Consider the following 17,299-nt stretch of genomic DNA (forward strand, 5'->3'; position numbering starts at 1 on the left):
TACTACCCCCCCAGATACCGTGCAACGTAGTCCTCAAAAGGCTCCTGCGGCAAAGCGTGCAGGCGTTCGTCTTCGGTGAGCGAATCCGCCACGCTGCGATCCATCCGCTCCTGCCAGAAGGGCGTCAAGGGTTGCGATTGCAGCGCAGCCGTGTGTACGCGGGCCTGTTCCAAGGCAAAGGTTGCATGACCGCCTGCCTGCTGGACGGCGTTCAGCACCCGCGCAGAAGGGGTGGAGCCGGGGTCGTCGATGCAGGCGCGCGCCGCAGCCAGCGCGTTGCGGTGCTCTTGCCCCGCATGTGCAGCATCAAGCACCTCGGCCACCGGGAGCATGTCATCGACAAGTCGGTGCGCCAGCGCGCGCATGGGGTACTCCCTGTTGTGCAATAACAAGTGCAGCCGGGGGTCTCGCCCTCCGGCGGCGACGCGATGGAGGTTTTCGTCGTTTTCCGCGTATTCCCGGGGGCTGATCGGCGGACTGGCGCGTAGCAGACATAGCAACAGGAGCGTGTCGAGAAAATGCGCCTGCTGCGCATGTACGCCAATGTCGATGAAGGGGTCGATGTCGAGCAAGCGCACTTCGACGTACTGCACGCCATGGGCGCGCAACGCTTGCGCGGGGCGCAACCCGGCAGCGTCCGTCCTTTTGGGGCGGATCGGCGCGTACCACTCTGCCTCGGTCTGCAACACATGGGCGCTGAGCTGCTTCCATGCCGCGCCTTCCCGCACGCCCAGGGTGGCGTAGTAGGGGTCGGGAGTGCGCACTGCCGCATCAAGTGTGCGCACGTACTCTTTCAGACTGTTGCAGCCAATGACCAGCTTGTCCTGCACGCGGTTCTGGTACCCCAGCCTGCTCATGCGCAGGCTCGTGGCCCAAGGCCCATACAGCGTGGAAGCGCCCAGCGCATGCAGCCGGGTGGAGCGCCCCTGTACGAAAGAAGCCCCCACTGCCGGGGAAGCGCCAAAGAGATACAGCACCAGCCAACCGAAACGCAGCATGTTGCGCACCAGGCCGAAGTAGCGTTCGTCGACCTCGGCACGCAGGCTCGGCTGCTGCGGACAACGCTCGTACAGCGCCTCCCAGAACGGCGCGGGCAGCGACCAGTTGTAGTGCGCGCCGGCAATGGTCTGCATTGCCTTGCCGTAGCGCAGCCCCAGCCCTTCGCGGTAGACCTGGCGGAACCGGGCTTCGTTGGTCGTTCCGTAGTGGGCGATAGGGATGTCTTCATCCCGACCGATGCGGCAGGGCATCGACCCCGCCCACAGCCATTCGTCCCCGATGCGCCGCGCAGCGTAGCGGTGGACGTTGCGCAGAAAGTCCAGCGTCTCGCCCACGTCCGGTGCAGGCGGGGTGATGAATTCCAGCAGTGGTTCGGCGTAATCCGTCGTGATCCAGGGATGCGTTCCCTTGGCTCCCAGCGTGCGGGGGTGCGGCGTGCAGGCCAGTTCTCCCGTCGGGTCTACGCGCAGACACTCCCGCTCCCACCCCCGCAGCGCGCCGCGCAGCAAGGCGGCCATCCCTGGCTCGGACAGCAACCGCACCCCATCGCAACCGGCGCATTGCAGCATGGTTCGTCGGCACTGGGCCTAGCGGCCACTGCCCTTCGGATACGGGACGCCCGGCGGCTGCATGGTCTGCTGCATCTTGGCCAGTACCTCGCGCATGTCTTCGATGCGCACTTGCCCCGGCGCCGACGACGATGCCCCCACGACAAAAACCAATGCCGACCCGCATGTCCATCCCATCCAGCGGGAGAGGGCGCCCAGCGCCCCCATCGACATCCCCGCGACCGGGATAGTCAGCACCTTGCTGGCATGGCGGGTCGCGGTCAACAGCGCCAACACATCGTCGATGGAATGCGGCATCACGGCAATCTTGGCGACATCTGCACCGCGTTCCTGCGCCAAGAAGAACTTCGCCGTCATCGCTTCCACTGACGGGGTGCGCCCGAAGTCGTGAAACGAGAGCAGCAGCCGCACCCCGTGGGTTTGCGCCACCGCACGCACTGCGGCGATTCGCTCTGCGGGCTGGCGCATTTCGTAGTCGATCCATGCGATGCCAGCATGGGCGCAAACCGCCGCGCAGAGGGCAACGATCTGCTCATCGTCGAGCGCCACGGGCTGCCCGCCCTCCACGACACTGCGCATGGTGAACAACAGAGGAATCGTCGGCGCAGCGGCTCGGATGGCCTGCGCGGTCTCGATGACAGCTTCGACATCGCCCACGTCGCCAAAATGGTCAGCCCGCCACTCCAGCAAATCGGGCCGTTTGGGAACGATCTCGCGCAACTCCGCAGCGAGTTCCTCCCGATTGCATCCCACCAAAGGCGTACACAACCAGGGGAACCCTCCGCCCGGCGCCATTCTGCGCCCCGGTTCCTCGACCCATCGACCAGCCTGCACAGCACCCTCCCGCAAAGTCGGTCATGGTACCCGGGCGACGCACGCCATCGCAACTTCCGTCGTTCCTACAACGACTTCGATGGCCCGAGCGGACTGAATGGCCTTGGCGGGAACGGCGCAAGGCCACCAGGTTCCTAGAATGTCCGAAGGTGGCGCGCTCCGATATATGCCACCCCACGACCCCACCACTATGCACCCTCTTCTGGCGGAACAGATCCAGCGCGCAACAGGGCTGGCACAGCAGGACCTCCCCGCAGTGCAAGAGCAGCTCCAACGCTGGCTGGCCACCGCCCCGCCGGAAGGCGCCTTGACGCAGTGGCTGCGTGGGCTGCCCCAGGTTCTCGAACTGGTCGGGGCACACTATGCACAGATCGAAGGCGACCTCGAACGCCAAACGCGCGACCTGCAATGGCAGTCGATCGAACTCTCGCACAGCAATGACCGGTTGTCGCAAGAGCTAGAAAGCCGGACCCGCGCCATCGACTCGCTGCGCCAGACCGCCACCAGCCTGATGCAGGCCGACCCCGTCGAAGTGTCCGATGCCGACATCGATAACCTGGAATCGCTCTCCCGGCTCATGTCCAACCTGGTGCGCCAGCGCGAGGAAAGCGAACACGAGCTGCAGGAAGCCCTCGCCGACCTCGCCAAACAAAAGTTTGCCCTCGACGAACACGCCATCGTCAGCATGGCCAACCTTGCCGGGGAAATCACCTACGCGAACGACAAGTTCTGTGAAATTTGCGGCTACACCCGCACAGAACTGCTGGGGAAGAACCACAACATTCTCAAATCCGGCGTGCAATCCCGCGCTTTCTACGCAAACTTGTGGGAGACGATCCTCACCGGCCAGGTGTGGCACGGGGAAATCTGCAACAAATCCCGTTCCGGCATTCTGTTCTGGGTGCAAGCGACGATCGTCCCGCTGCTCGACGATGCCGGCGTACCCGAGCAATTCATCGGGATCCGCACCGACATTACCGAGCGCAAAACGATGGAACGTGCCATCGCCAGCGCCGAAGCCCGGCTGCGGCGCATTGCCCACGCCGTACCCGCCGCCGTGTTCCAGTGCGAGATCGATGCCACCGGGGTGCGATTCACCTTTCTGAGCGAACGCCTGCGCGACATTCGCGGGCTTGACCCCGAAGCGCTGATGGCCGACAGCCAGCTCATTTTTGAACAAGTGCTGCCCGAAGACCGACAGTGCTACGCCGCCGTACTGCAAGCAGGCTCCCGCCGCGAACCCTGGCAGGGGGAATACCGCATCGTCCTGCCTGACGGAAGCATCCGCTGGATCCGCTCGGAAATGACCCCCGAACCCGAGCCTGCGGCCAACGGCGCGATGGTGTTCACCGGCATTTGGCAGGATGTGACGGCAGCGCGCACCGCTTCCGAAGAATTGCAGCGCGCCAAGGAAGTTGCCGAAATTGCCAACCGCGCCAAGTCCGAGTTCCTGGCCAACATGAGCCACGAGATCCGCACCCCGATGAACGGGGTCATCGGCATGACCGAATTGGCGCTTGATACGGAGCTGACCGAAGAGCAGCGCGGGTACCTGGAGATCGTCAAATCCTCGTCAGACTCCTTGCTCAAGGTCATCAACGACATCCTCGACTTCTCCAAGATCGAAGCGGGCAAGCTCACCATCGAAACCATCGGCTTCGACCTGGGGCGCGTGGTGGGGGACACCCTCAAGACCCTGAGCGTCCGCGCCCAGGAAAAAGGCATTGAGCTGATTTGCAGGATGCAACCGCACATGCCCGTCGCCGTCCGGGGGGATCCCGGCCGACTGCGCCAAATTCTGATGAATTTGCTCGGCAACGCCATCAAGTTCACCGACCATGGCCAAGTCGTGCTGGAGCTGGGCACGCAAGAGCGGGCGGGGGTATCGCCCTGGTTCACCTTTTCAGTGCAGGATTCCGGCATCGGCATCGCCCCGGACAAGTTGCGAACGATCTTCGACGCCTTCGCGCAGGAAGACAGCAGCATCACCCGGCGCTACGGGGGAACAGGGCTGGGGCTGTCGATCTCCTCGCGCCTGGTAGAAACCATGGGTGGAACGCTGACGGTGCATAGCGAGGTCGGACGGGGCAGCCGCTTCAACTTTTGCCTTCCGCTACAACCCGACGACCATCCGCAGCGCCCTGCCCCCTCCTGGGCCGACGTGCGCGGGCTGCGCGTGCTGGTCGTCGACGACAACGATGTCAATGGCCAAGTGCTTGAAGGCTACCTGTCCCGTCTGGACATGATCGTGACCGTGGCCAGATCGGGCGCGCAGGCGTTGGATGTCGCATGCAGCGCCAGCGAGGCAGGGCACGGTTTCGATCTCGCGCTCCTCGACGCGCAAATGCCCGATCTCGACGGCTACGACACCGGGCAGCGCTTGCACGAACTTCCTGGGTATGCATCGCTGCCGTTGCTGATGCTGTCTTCCGCCGCGCTCAAAGGCGACGCGCAACAAGCCCGGGAGGCCGGTTTTGCGGGCTACCTTTCCAAGCCCTTCACCCACGATGAACTGCTCGACGTGCTGGGCCGCATGTTGCACCCCGACGAGGCAGTGCAGCAGGAACTGGCCACCCGCCACACTCCCATGGCGGCGCAGGTAGCGCTGGACATCCTGCTCGTCGAGGACAACGAGGTCAACCAAACGCTGGCCCTGGCGCTGCTTCAGCGCCGTGGGCACACCGTCACCGTCGCCGCCGATGGTCGACAAGCGCTCGACCACTTGGGGCGACACCGCTTTGACCTCGTCTTCATGGACATGATGATGCCGGTGATGGATGGGCTGGAAGCCACGCGGCTCTTCCGCGCGAGCGAACAAGGCCCGCGAACCCCCATCGTCGCGATGACCGCCAACGCCATGCAGGGAGACCGCGAACGCTGCCTGGCCGCAGGCATGGACGACTACATCTCCAAACCGATCCAGGTCGGACATTTGCAGCGTCTGCTGGCACAGTTCGCGGCCCACATCGCCGACCAACAAACCGGGGGCACTGCCCACGGTTCCGACCCTGCCAATGCAGCACCCTTGGCCGCAGCAGTCGATGCGCCGCGCCCGGAAGACTTCGACTACGCCTCCGCGCTGGCCGAATCCGACCCCGAGGTCGTCGAGATCATCTCCGAGGCCTTCCGGGAACAATGGCCCATCGACGAAGAGCGCATGACAACGTCCTTGCAAGCGCGGGACTACACCACGTTGATGCGCACCACGCATTCGCTCAAGGGAACGCTAGGGCTGTTTGGTGCGCGCCCCGCCGCAACGCAAGCGCTGGAACTCGAACAACACGCCAAGCGGGGAACCCAGGACGGCCCTGCACCCGACGACGCCTTGCTGCGACTACAGATCGACACCCTCGTCGGTCAGGTTCGCTGCGTCATCGACGCGCTCGAACGCTTCCCAGCACCCTGACCCCCCAGGCCATCTTGCCGCTTCCACCCTGTCAACGGCCATGACTTTGCGCCAGCGCCCTGCATCAGGACAGTTATGGCAGTGTCCCTCCCCCTCCTCCCCTCTCCCGCTGGGCGAGAGGAGCTTCGAGAAGCCGCTTCGCGACTTGCACAGTAAGGAATACCCATGCCCTACCAGATCGTCATCGTCGACGACACCCAAGTCAACCTGATCCTCTTCGACGCGCTGGTCAAGCGCCTCGGGGATGCGCAATCCGCCGTCTTTTCCGATGCGCAAGAAGGGCTGCGCTGGGCGCAAGAACACCCTTTCGACTTGCTGATCGTCGATTACATGATGCCGGAGCTTGACGGCATCGAGTTCATCCGCCTGCTACGCGCCAGGCCAGGCCGGGAAGACATTCCCATCCTGATGATCACGGCCAATGACCAAAAGCAGGTGCGCTACCAGGCGCTCGAAGTCGGCGCGACGGACTTTTTGACCAAGCCCATCGACAAGACCGAATTCCTGGCTCGCGCACGCAATCTCCTTCAGCTCGGCGACCACCGCCGCAAACTGGCCGACCGCGCGCAGTGGCTGGCCGAAGAAGTACAGAAGGCGACGGGAGAAATCGTCGCACGCGAGCGGGAGACCGTCTTTCGCCTTTCCAAGGCGGCGGAATACCGCGACCCCGAAACCGGCGGGCACATCCTGCGCATGGCGCACTACTCGGAGCTGATCGCCCGCGAGCTAGGCTGTAGCACGCAGGAACAGGAAGTGCTACGGGATGCCGCGCCGATGCACGACATCGGCAAAGTCGGCATCGCCGACCACATCCTGCTCAAGCCCGGGCGGCTGACTCCGGAGGAATTCGAAGTCATGCAGCATCACGCGGCCATTGGGTACGAGATCCTGTCCCACAGCGCATCCCGCGTGCTCCAGCTCGGCGCGGAAATCGCCCTCTCGCACCATGAAAAGTACGACGGCTCCGGCTACCCCAAGCGCCTGCACGGCGAGGACATTCCCCTGTTTGGACGCATCGTCGCCGTGGCCGACGTATTCGATGCGCTGACCTCCGAACGCCCCTACAAAAAAGCCTGGCCGCTGGACACCGCCACCCAATTCCTACGCAATGGATCCGGCAAACACTTCGACCCCCGGTGCGTCGACGCCTTCTTCGCCGGATGGGACACGGTGATGACCATTCGCGAACGGTTCCAGGATCAGGCGTAGGCATCGCGCCAATGCCCCTTCCCCACGCATCCATCCCATGTACGAGCTGCGGAAGTCGCGATAGTTTCCTTATGATCCCCCGCGCCCGCCGCCAGCCCTTTCCCCCCGCCGCCCCATGACTGCCCCCCCCTACCGCATCTTCGCCATTGACGACGAACCCGACAACCTGCTGCTCATCCGCCAGGCGCTGCGGCAACTGGGCCACCCGCTGTGCGAAACGGAAAGCGACCCCGTTCGCGCCATCGAACGCTTTCTGGCGGAAGACTTCGACCTCGTCTTGCTGGACTACAACATGCCAGGGCTTTCTGGGCTGGGGGTGCTTCATGCCATTGCTGACAAATCCCGCAGCGAGCAGATTCCTGTCGTCATGGTCACCGCGCAGATCGACCGGGACACGCGCCTGCAAACCCTGGGCGCTGGCGCGAAGGACTTTTTGGGCAAACCCATCGACCTCGCCGAACTCAAGGTGCGCGTACACAACCTGCTGGAGACGCGCACGCTGAATCTGGCGCTGCGCCAACACAACCAGCATCTCGAAGAAGTCGTTCATGCCCGTACCGAAGAGCTGCGGTCGACCCAGCTCGAAGTCATCCGTCGCCTCGCCCGCGCTGCGGAGTTCCGGGATACCGACACCGGGCTACACATCCAGCGCATGAGCCTGTTCGCGCAAGCCATTGGGCGCGAGATGGGCATGTCCACGCCAGAACACGAACTGTTGCTCAACGCCAGCCCCATGCACGACCTTGGCAAGATCGGCATTTCCGACCGCATCCTGCTCAAGCCGGGCAAGCTCACGCCCGAGGAATACGCCACCATGCAAGAGCACACGCTCATCGGCGCAAACATTCTGCAGGGGCACGATTCCGAACTACTACGCACCGCGCATGACATCGCGCTATGGCATCACGAACGTTGGAATGGCGACGGCTACCCCAACGGCCTGCATGCGCAGCAGATCCCGCTGCCCGCACGCATCGCGGCAGTGGCTGACGTCTTCGATGCGCTGACGATGGTGCGCCCCTACAAGTCCGCCTGGCCCACCGAAGAGGCCTACCGCGAGGTCTGCCGCCTTGCCGGAAACCATTTCGACCCAGATGTCGTCTTGGCCTTCGACGCATGCTTCGAGGAAATCCTGCACATCCGCCACGCCAACCCCGACCCTGCCCGATGAGCCATTTCGCTGAATCGGGTTCGGCCCGAAACAACCGCGTCGCACTCTTTATCGAAAGCCGCGCAACGACCGCCAGCCTGCAAGAGGCACTGACCCGATCGGGCTTTTCCCCCCGCCCGCTGATGACCTTGCAGGAATTGGCGCAGGCCCGGGCCTACGACCACCCTTGCGCCGTCATCGCCGACCTTTCGCTATGCCAGCGTGACCCCGGCGCGCTGCTCGTATTGCAATCGCTGCGCGAGCGCTCCCCCGCACCGCTGCTGTTCTGCCTGGCCAGCGCGGAAGACGTCCCGGCACGCTTGCAGGCAGTGCGCCTGGGGGCGACACGCTTCGTCCCCAAACCCGTCGATGCGGACCGGCTCGCCGCTGTCGTCAAAGGGCTTGCATCCCACGCTGCGCCAACACCCTTCCGCGTGCTCTTCGTCGACGACGACCCCACGATGAACGCGCTCTACGCCGCTGCGATGCAGGAAGTGGGCGTGGAATGCCGCACCATCGAAAACCCCCTGGCCTGCCCTGCGCTCATCGGGGAATTTGTCCCCGACGTCGTCGTTACCGACTTGTATATGCCGCAGTGCGACGGTTTCGAACTCACTGCGCTGCTACGGCAGGACGAACTGCTGACCGACACGCCGATCCTTTTTCTGTCGAGCGAGACCAATTCGCACTTGCAGATCAATGCCCTGGATGTCGGCGCGGACGACTTCCTCATCAAGCCACTGGACGTAGACATCCTCCAAGCCACAGTCATCGCCCGCGCCAAGCGCGCACGCATGTTGCGCCGCAGCCGCGAGGAATTCCAGCGCGTGGCCAAGCACATGACGAGCATCGAAATGGCCATCGACCGCCACAGCCTCGTGAGCATCGGCGACGTGCAGGGCAACATTCTGTACGTCAACCGCAATTTCTGCGATGTCTCCGGCTACAGCGCCAACGAACTACTGGGCGTGAACCACCGCATCATCAAATCCGACCTGCACCCGCCAGAGTTTTACCGCGAAATGTGGGACACGATCAGCCGAGGCCACACCTGGCACGGTGAAGTCTGCAACCGCCGCCGTGACGGCAGCCAATACTGGGTGCGTGCGACGATCACCCCGCAGTTCGACGACCACGGGGTTCCCGTGCGCTACGTCTCGGTGCGCACCGACATCACGCAGCTCAAGGAACTGCAAGCGCAGCTCATCGTCGCCAAGGCAGAAGCCGAAGCCGCCAGCCAGGCCAAGACCGTATTCCTTGCGCACATGAGCCACGAGCTGAAAACCCCGCTCAACAGCATCCTGGGGTTTTCGCAAGTGATGCTGATGGACACCCTGCAACCCCCCACGACGGAACAGGCCGACATGCTCGGTGCGATTGAGCGCGGGGGCAGGCATTTGCTGGAGCTGATCAGCGACCTCGTCGACCTGGCCAAGATCGAAACCGGCCACATGGGGCTGACGATGGAGACTGTCTCGCTCCCTCCGCTGGTGCGCGAATGCCTCGCCCTCATCAAACCCCAGGCGCAACGGCGTGGCATTGCGCTGCATGCGGAGAGCTTCGCCACAGATACCCCTGGCACTGCGCAGGTCTATGCAGATCGCATTCGCGTCAAACAGGTGCTGCTAAACCTGCTCTCCAACGCCGTCAAGTACAACCAGGATCAGGGGACGATCACCGTCGGCCACACGCTGCGCGCCAACCACTGTCAGGTCTATGTGCGCGATACCGGCCCGGGAATCCGCCCCGAAGACCAGGATGAGCTTTTTCAGCCCTTCTCCCGCTTGCGGCAGAACGCGCAGTCCATCGAAGGATCGGGAATCGGGCTGTCGCTGTCCAAAAACCTCGTCGAACGCATGGGGGGGCGCGTCGGGGTCATCAGCGCGCCCGGGGCAGGCAGCGAGTTCTGGTTCGAGCTGCCCATTGCAGCGCCGCGATGATGAAAGCCGCACGGCGATGCTAAAGACCAGCCTCAGGCTAGGGATGCTGTGGGCACTGCTGGCCCTGGCGCTGCCGTGCTGGGCCACCCCCCCCCATGTGCTGATCGTCTACTCCTGGCACGACCAACTGCCGTGGCAAGCCGGGGTACGGTCAGGCATTGCCGAGCACGTGCACACCCCCCCTGTATCCGAACGTCCCATCCTTTTGGAGGAACGCATCGACGCCGTGCGCGCACCCTCCGTATGGGACACCTACCGCTGGGAGCTGGCGACCATCGCTGCGGTGATGGTCATCCAAGCCGCGCTGATCCTGCTGCTGTTGCGCAGCATGCGCGAACGGCGCAAGGCGCTGGACGACCTGGGCCAAGAGCGTGCCCTGCTGGAACAGCGCGTGCAGGAGCGCACGGCTGCGCTGGCGCAGAGCGAGTCCTACCTGCGCACGATCATCGACAACGAACCCGAAGGCATCCAGATCGTCGATGCCGACGGACACCTCGTACAGATCAACGCCGCAGGGTTGGCCATGCTCGAAGCCGACGACCCTGAACGAGTGGTAGGGGCCACGGTGGTGCATTTCCTCGCGCCAAACTACCGCAATGCCTTCCTGGATCTGCACCAGCGTGTGCTGGCAGGTGCCAAGAGAAAAATGCAATTCGAAATCATCGGCTTGCGGGGAACGAGCCGATGGCTGGAAACCCACGCCGTCCCCATGCATAGCAATGGAAGCACGGTACACCTGGCGCTGCTGCGCGACATCGACGACCGCAAAAAGGCCGAAGCCGCGCTCGAACGGTACCGCCAGAACCTGGAGGCCAACGTCAGGATGCTGCGCAACATCACCGCGCAACTGCCGGGAATGGTCTACCAATTCCTGCTGCGCCCGGACGGAAGCGCGTGCTTTCCTTACGCCAGCGAGGGCATCGCCGGCATCTGCGGCCTGACCGCGGAAGACGTGCGCAACGATGCCACCCCAGCCTTTGCCCGGGTACATCCAGACGATGTGCCTACCGTGTGGCGCTCCGCCCAGGTCTCCGCCACTACGGGGCAAACATGGCGGTTGCGTTTTCGCGTGGTCAACGACGACGGCTCGATGCGCTGGATCGACGGCAGCGGAACGCCACGCACCGAACCGGACGGCAGTTGTCTGTGGCACGGGTTCATGACCGACGCGACCGCAGACATTGAGGCGCAAAACAGTCTGCGTCTGGCAGCAAGCGTATTCGCCAACGCACAGGAAGGCATCACCATCACCGACGCAGACTGCCGCATTCTCGACATCAACCCGGCCTTCAGCCGCATCACGGGCTACCGGCGCGAGGAAGTACTGGGCAAAACGCCCAAGCTGTTGAGTTCCGGCCACCATGATGAACAGTTCTACCGCCGGATGTGGCAGTCCCTACACGACCAGGGAACGTGGCGCGGGGAAGTTTGGAATCGCAGCAAACGCGGCGAGGTCTACCCCGAGCTGCTGTCGATCGCCGTGGTCAAAGACAACGCAGGGCAAGTCAGCCACTACATCGGCAGTTTCAGCGACATCACCGGGATCAAGGAACGCGAAGCGCAGCTCAACCGGCTTGCGCACTACGACCCCCTGACCGACCTGCCCAACCGCCGCCTCTTCACCGACCGCCTGCGCCAGGGCATTGCACTGACGCAACGGCAGGGCAAGATCATGGCCGTATGCGTAATCGACATCGACCGCCTACAAGCCATCAACGATTTCTGCGGATTGCCTGCGGGAGATCAGGTACTGGTGGAACTGTCCCGCCGGATCCGTGCCTGCCTGCGCGAACGGGACACCGCAGCGCGGCTGGGTGGCGATGCCTTTGCCCTGCTGCTGCTCGACCTGAAATGGGTGGAGGAATGCGACACGATCCTGCGGCGCATCCTGCTCGACCTTGCTGCCGCAGTCATGCTGGACAAGCAAAGCGCAAGCACCACCGCAAGCATGGGGGTGGCCATGTTTCCCCAAGACGGACAAGACCCCGAAACCCTGCTGCGCCGCGCGGACACTGCCCTGCGCGAGGCCAAAAAAGCCGGCGGCGCACAGTACCGCCTCTACAACCCCGAACACGACCGCCTGGTGCGAGAAAACCGTCGCCTGATCGAGGATTTGACGCAGGCCATCAGCCACGACCAATTCATCCTGCACTACCAGCCGCGTGTGGAAATCGCCACCGGCAAAGTGACGAGCGTGGAAGCCATGATCCGCTGGCGCCACCCGGAACGCGGCTTGCTGATGCCGGCGGAATTTCTGTACGCCATGTCCGATACCGAGCTGGAAACCCACCTGGGAATCTGGGTATTGCACAACGCCCTGGGCCAAATCGCACAGTGGAAGCGCCATGAACTACGCCTGCCCATCAGCATCAATCTTTCTGCCCGTGACATCTGCCACGCGGGTTTTCCCGATGGATTGGCCAAGGCGCTATCGCAGCACCCCACCGTCGTCGGCGCAGATCTGGAAATCGAGGTTCCCGAATCCCAAGCGCTGGCCCACGCCGAAGACATGGCAACAGTCATCGCAGCGTGCCACGACCTGGGGGTGCGCATCGCCCTCGACGGTTTCGGCATGGGCAACTCTCCCTTGTCGTACTTCCGCACCCTGCCGGTAGACGTGCTCAAGATCGACCAAGACTACGTCCGCGACATCCACCAGGATCCCGACGACCTAGCCACGGTGGACGGCATCGTCAAAATCGCCCGCGCCTTTCGCCGCGATGTCGTCGCCGTCGGCGTGGAACACCCGGAACAAGGCCAAATCTTGCTACAACTGGGTTGCCGCTACGCCCAAGGTTACGCGTATGCCATGCCTATGCCTGCCGACAGCCTGGCGCAATGGATGGGACAGAGGTAATGGAAGGACTTGCGGAAGAACTTGCGCAAAGTCGTCCGAACTAGACAACCCCACGCAGACAGCACAAAGCAGTACGGCAAGTGGGTAGCACGACGCTGAAGCGGTTTTGCGTACGTCCTAGGAAGCCAGCGTTGCCAACTTGGTACGAAGCAGGTTCAGTACCGTGCGGTCGGGGGTGGCGAAGAAGGCGTCTGCATCCTCCAACGGAACCAGGTGTACCGCCTGGGATGCCCAGCCCATATCCAGCCCAGGGTGGCCGCCCACCCGCCGTCCCAGGTAATACCGCGTGACGGTTCCCGACCGTTCCACATCGCCGACATGGTCGACGATCTCCGCCAGAACGCCGCTCTCTTCCCACCCTTTCTTGATCGCATTGGCTTGCAGAGGAAGCCCGTGCTCCGCCTTCCCTTTGGGGAAAGTGTGCGCATACCCTCCGAATTGGTTCGAGGGAGACACCGCCCATACCCTGCCGCCTTCCATGATCAACAGCCCGGAAGCCGGGGTTTTGCCGCGCCGGGAATGGAGCGTCGGTTCCTGCAACCCTGGGCGCTGGCCGGGAACCTGCACCCAGGCAGCGCCCTGTGGGGGCGCCCATGACGCAAAGGCAATGCCACGCAGCGCCGCTGGCAAGATGCAACCGGGGGTGATCGTGACCAGCGCTGCATCGTCCTCCAACCCGTCGAGCACAGGCTGCGAGGGTTTCCAGATCGGGAAAGGCTGACCATCCGGCCCCAGCTTGGGGTGCCACGTACCAGGAGATTTGGAGGGGTGCGGTGTGACGTGCATGGGCAGTGCGTACAGTAAAGCCGCCGAATCGGCAATGAGGATGGCGCTCAACCCTCGCGGGCTGCGGCGCAGTGTAGGGGTGGTGTGGCAACCATCGTCCACGCACATCGACCAACGCCATGCACCGCGACCGGCTACGCCATTTCCAAAAACGTCACAATCCATCGGCGTCGGCTATAGCACAGCCGATGCCCCATGAGCCGATAGCCCACCGGGTTTGTATGGGATGGGGACGCGAATGGCGGGCATTGCAGGTGATGTCTTTTTGCAGGTGATATTCTTGGGTTCTTGGGTTCTTGGGTTCTTGGGTTCTTGGGTTCTTGGGTTCTTGGGTTCTTGGGTTCTTGATTCTTCCTCTTTGATCCTTATTTTTATTTTTTCACATCATGAACGACAGCGAAAAGAAAGAAAAAATAAACGCAGCCATCTCGGCACATTTTGCCTGGTTTGGCCGCATCAAAAATGCTATTGCCACTGGAAAAAGTGAATTTAACCCAGATGTCGTCAAAGCTGATAGCAAATGTGAATTTGGACAATGGATCTATTCGGATATGCGAGGAATGTGCCCAAACGAAAAAGTTTTTCAAGATATCCGAACAACACATGCAGAATTTCACAAATTGGCATCGGAGGCCTTGTCCATGGCGTTATCCGGTCAACAAGCCGCTGCAACGAATGAAATTGCACCCAGTGGCAAATTGACGATCTTGTCAGGGAAATTGGTGTTGCTGCTTCGACAGCTTTGATCCATCGCAAAAAGGAATCCAGGATGAAGATTCCGTGTACCGCCGCCGCGTGCAATGCGATGGCGCAGCCCCTATTGGAATAGGCTCTACAGCCTACGCAGCCCCCACTCACTGCCCTGCGTGCTCTGTCTACGTCGGCTCGCCCACGGGCAGCGCTCCACGCTCCCAATGCTTTTGCAGAAAGGCCGTGGCGAGTTCTGCAGACAAGGGCTGGCTAATGCAGTACCCCTGCACTTCGTTGCAGCCTTCCTGCCGCAGTAACGCAAGCTGTTCGGCAGTTTCCACCCCTTCGGCCACAGTCGTGAGGTCAAGGCTGCGCGCCATGTTGATGATCGCCCGGACGATGGCGAGGTCGTCGGCGTCGTGGGTGATGTCGCGAACGAAGGACTGGTCGATCTTGATTTGGTGTACGGCAAAACGCTTGAGGTAGCTCAGCGAGGAGTAGCCCGTGCCAAAGTCGTCGATCGACAAGTGGATACCGCGCTGGTGCAGCTTGTCCATGATCCGCACTGCGGCAAGAGGATCCTGGTGCGCCACGCTCTCGGTCAGCTCCAGTTTGAGCAGATCCGCAGGCAGGCCCGCCTTGAGCAAGATGATGTTGATGAGCGCGTTGAGATGCGGCTGGCGGAACTGGATGGCGGAGAGGTTGACGGCCATCGTGAGTTCGGCAAAACCCATCGCTGCCCAGTCCCGGGCCTGCGTCACTGCCGTGCGCAGTACCCATTCGCCGATGGGAAGGATCAGGCCGTTGCTTTCCGCAACGGGGATGAATTCGAGGGGCGACACGCGGCCCAATTCCGGGTGGGTCCACCGCAGCAGCGCTTCGAAGCCAATGATCCTGCCTGTGGCCAAACACACCTGGGGTTGGTAGACGACCCCGAACTGTTCACGCGCCAAGGCCCGGCGCAGCTCGTTGTCGAGCAACAGCGTGCGCGCAGCGGCGGACTGCATCTCATTGGTGAAGAAGCGGAACCCATTGCGCCCTGTGCCTTTGGCGCGGTACATCGCAATGTCGGCGTGTTGCAGCAAGGTATCTGCATCGTGGCCGTCCTCGGGGTAGACGGCAATGCCGATCGACGGGGTAATGCACAACTCGTGCGCGCCGACCGCCGCCGGCTGGCTGACTGCTTGCAACAGCTTTTCGGCGACGCGCGCCGCGCCGCGCCCATCGGTGTTCGGCAGCAGCAGGATGAATTCGTCCCCGCCCAGCCGCGCCACCGTATCCTGTTCGCGAACGGTCTGCTGCATCCGACGCGCCAGCAGTACGAGGAACTGATCGCCCACGCTGTGGCCGAGCGTATCGTTGATGTATTTGAAATGGTCGAGGTCGAGGAACATCAGGCACAAATGTTCCTTGCGCCGCCCGGCCTCGGTCAGCGTGCGTGCGATGCGCTCATTGAGCAGGGAACGGTTGGGCAGCGCCGTGAGCACATCGAAATACGCCAGACTGGCCACGTTGTCCTGCGCAAGGCGATGCTCGGTCACATCGTGCGCAACGACGATGAACCGGGGCTTGGCAGGTTCGGGGTCGAGCCGCTTGCGTGCGACCGACAGCTCGAACCACTGGCTCTGCGGCGCACGCTGCACAAAAATTTGGCGGCCCATCGACAGCCCATTGGCATGGGCTTCTGCCAAGGCGCCAAGCACGATTTCCGCAGCGTCCGGCGGCAAGGTGTCGCGCACGTACCTCCCCAGCAATCTGCTTGCATAGCGTGCCAAGGGGTTTTGCGCCGGGGCATGGCAAGCGTGGCAAAGGCCGTCGAGGTCCAGCTCGAACATCAGGTCGGCAACGGCGTCGAGGGTGGCGGAAAGCTGCGCCTTCGATGCGGCAATATCCGCCGTGCGCTGCTGCACCTGCCGCTCCAATTCCCGATGCGACCAAAAAAGCTGTGCCTGCAACCGCGCCAGATACCCCAACAACGCGGCAAGCAGCGTTGCAAGCACGGCATTTCTGGCCAAGCCCTGCGGTTGGCGCCACCCGGATTGCGGAGCCAGGCACAGGTTCCACGCCCCATTGGGCACAGCAATTTCCGTGCAGACAGGGTCGTGCAAAGGCAGGGTCGTCGATCCGAGAATGGTCTGACGCTGGTCACTTTCTGGCTGCTGACGCCAGAGGAGGTAGTGCATGCCGCGTTGTTCAAGGGCATCAAGGCCGATGGTCTTGATGGATTCGGGAAGACGCATGACCACATTGGCAAAGCCCCAGAACGTGCTGTGTTTATCCGGGGGGGTGGCAAGGAATACCGGCAACCGCGCCACTAGGCCAATTCCTCCCTGCCGCAACGGCAAAGGCCCGGCCAGGGTGAGCTTGCCACTGCTATGCGCACGCCGTGCTTCCGCACGCATCACGGGGTCTTCCAACAGATTCAGCCCGAGGGCTTTTTCGTTGCCAGGCTCGGGGACGATGCTGCGAATCACCCCGCCCGGAGCCAGGATCAACAGCGAAGCCCCTGGGTAATTGGGCAGCATCCGTGCGGCCACATCCTCGAAATCCTGCACTTCCCCCCGGCCTTGCTGCACCAGCGCCGCCAAAGCATAGGTGGCAGACAGCGCACGGTCGATGTGATTGCGCGTGGTTTGCGCGTAGTCCCGGGCCAATTCCTGGGTACGTTGGCGCTCCACATCGATGCGGTGGGATTCGATGGCTGCCACGCCGATAGCCCCCAGCACGACGCCCAATGCAAATACGACCCAGCCTACGACACCAGGGCGGTACCAACGAACGAGCTGGACAAGAAAAAAAGAGGGCATGGGCCAAGAACCGGCCTGCGGGGTGGCACGGCGGGCGCGATTCTAGGGAGGC

10 protein-coding genes are annotated in these 17,299 nt (G+C 62.8%); 6 read left to right on the plus strand and 4 right to left on the minus strand.

Going from position 1 to position 17,299, the window contains the following annotated elements:
* Positions 1–2: 2 nt before the first annotated feature.
* Together gshA and aroD are read right to left on the minus strand one after the other, a co-directional pair.
* The gene (gene gshA / locus CENROD_RS06930; protein ID WP_022773334.1) at positions 3–1,568 is read right to left on the minus strand and encodes a glutamate--cysteine ligase; all 1,566 of its coding nucleotides are present in this window, start codon (positions 1,566–1,568) and stop codon (positions 3–5) included.
* Positions 1,569–1,586: 18 nt separating this feature from the next.
* A complete protein-coding gene (gene aroD / locus CENROD_RS06935) occupies positions 1,587–2,402 on the minus strand; it encodes a type I 3-dehydroquinate dehydratase (protein ID WP_051360329.1) in 816 nt (271 codons plus the stop codon).
* 190 nt (positions 2,403–2,592) lie between these two features.
* Here aroD and CENROD_RS12485 point away from each other — a divergent pair, with 190 nt between their 5' ends.
* From CENROD_RS12485 to CENROD_RS06960, 5 genes are all read left to right on the plus strand, one after another.
* Entirely contained in the window at positions 2,593–5,808 is a 3,216-nt protein-coding gene (locus tag CENROD_RS12485) for a hybrid sensor histidine kinase/response regulator (protein ID WP_187292281.1), read from the plus strand.
* 165 nt (positions 5,809–5,973) lie between these two features.
* The gene (locus CENROD_RS06945) at positions 5,974–7,017 is read left to right on the plus strand and encodes an HD domain-containing phosphohydrolase (RefSeq protein ID WP_022773344.1); all 1,044 of its coding nucleotides are present in this window, start codon (positions 5,974–5,976) and stop codon (positions 7,015–7,017) included.
* A gap of 115 nt (positions 7,018–7,132) precedes the next feature.
* Positions 7,133–8,188 carry an HD domain-containing phosphohydrolase gene (locus tag CENROD_RS06950; RefSeq protein WP_022773348.1) on the plus strand — a complete coding sequence of 352 codons (1,056 nt, stop codon included), beginning with the start codon at positions 7,133–7,135 and terminating at the stop codon, positions 8,186–8,188.
* Positions 8,185–10,107 (plus strand): response regulator, encoded by a 1,923-nt coding sequence (locus CENROD_RS12490; protein ID WP_022773351.1) that lies wholly within the window; start codon positions 8,185–8,187, stop codon positions 10,105–10,107. Before CENROD_RS06950 ends, CENROD_RS12490 begins: the two co-directional genes overlap by 4 nt.
* Before the next feature lie 16 nt (positions 10,108–10,123).
* Positions 10,124–12,964: a sensor domain-containing protein gene (locus CENROD_RS06960; RefSeq protein ID WP_151194598.1), complete on the plus strand. Its 2,841-nt coding sequence runs from the start codon at positions 10,124–10,126 to the stop codon at positions 12,962–12,964.
* Between the two features lie 117 nt (positions 12,965–13,081).
* On the opposite strand, the gene CENROD_RS06965 is transcribed toward CENROD_RS06960, so the two are convergent.
* Positions 13,082–13,915, minus strand: coding sequence for an NUDIX hydrolase (locus tag CENROD_RS06965; protein WP_051360332.1), 834 nt, complete (start codon positions 13,913–13,915; stop codon positions 13,082–13,084).
* A 221-nt stretch (positions 13,916–14,136) separates the two neighbouring features.
* Between CENROD_RS06965 and CENROD_RS06970 the strand changes: the two genes are divergently transcribed.
* Positions 14,137–14,496, plus strand: a complete 360-nt coding sequence (locus tag CENROD_RS06970) for a CZB domain-containing protein (protein ID WP_022773361.1) — start codon at positions 14,137–14,139, stop codon at positions 14,494–14,496.
* Positions 14,497–14,625: 129 nt separating this feature from the next.
* On the opposite strand, the gene CENROD_RS06975 is transcribed toward CENROD_RS06970, so the two are convergent.
* Positions 14,626–17,247, minus strand: coding sequence for a bifunctional diguanylate cyclase/phosphodiesterase (locus tag CENROD_RS06975; protein WP_022773364.1), 2,622 nt, complete (start codon positions 17,245–17,247; stop codon positions 14,626–14,628).
* Positions 17,248–17,299: the final 52 nt, after the last annotated feature.

It is taken from the genome of Candidatus Symbiobacter mobilis CR (genome assembly GCF_000477435.1).
GTDB lineage: Bacteria > Pseudomonadota > Gammaproteobacteria > Burkholderiales > Burkholderiaceae_C > Rhodoferax > Rhodoferax mobilis.

Excerpts from the sequence above, each read along its gene's own strand:
- CENROD_RS06965 (WP_051360332.1), bottom strand. The coding sequence starts at position 13,915 with ATGGATTGTGACGTTTTTGGAAATGGCGTAGCCGGTCGCGGTGCATGG.
- CENROD_RS06975 (WP_022773364.1), bottom strand. The coding sequence starts at position 17,247 with ATGCCCTCTTTTTTTCTTGTCCAGCTCGTTCGTTGGTACCGCCCTGGT.
- CENROD_RS06970 (WP_022773361.1), top strand. The coding sequence starts at position 14,137 with ATGAACGACAGCGAAAAGAAAGAAAAAATAAACGCAGCCATCTCGGCA.
- CENROD_RS06945 (WP_022773344.1), top strand. The coding sequence starts at position 5,974 with ATGCCCTACCAGATCGTCATCGTCGACGACACCCAAGTCAACCTGATC.
- CENROD_RS06960 (WP_151194598.1), top strand. The coding sequence starts at position 10,124 with ATGCTAAAGACCAGCCTCAGGCTAGGGATGCTGTGGGCACTGCTGGCC.
- CENROD_RS12490 (WP_022773351.1), top strand. The coding sequence starts at position 8,185 with ATGAGCCATTTCGCTGAATCGGGTTCGGCCCGAAACAACCGCGTCGCA.
- CENROD_RS12485 (WP_187292281.1), top strand. The coding sequence starts at position 2,593 with ATGCACCCTCTTCTGGCGGAACAGATCCAGCGCGCAACAGGGCTGGCA.
- gshA (WP_022773334.1), bottom strand. The coding sequence starts at position 1,568 with ATGCTGCAATGCGCCGGTTGCGATGGGGTGCGGTTGCTGTCCGAGCCA.
- CENROD_RS06950 (WP_022773348.1), top strand. The coding sequence starts at position 7,133 with ATGACTGCCCCCCCCTACCGCATCTTCGCCATTGACGACGAACCCGAC.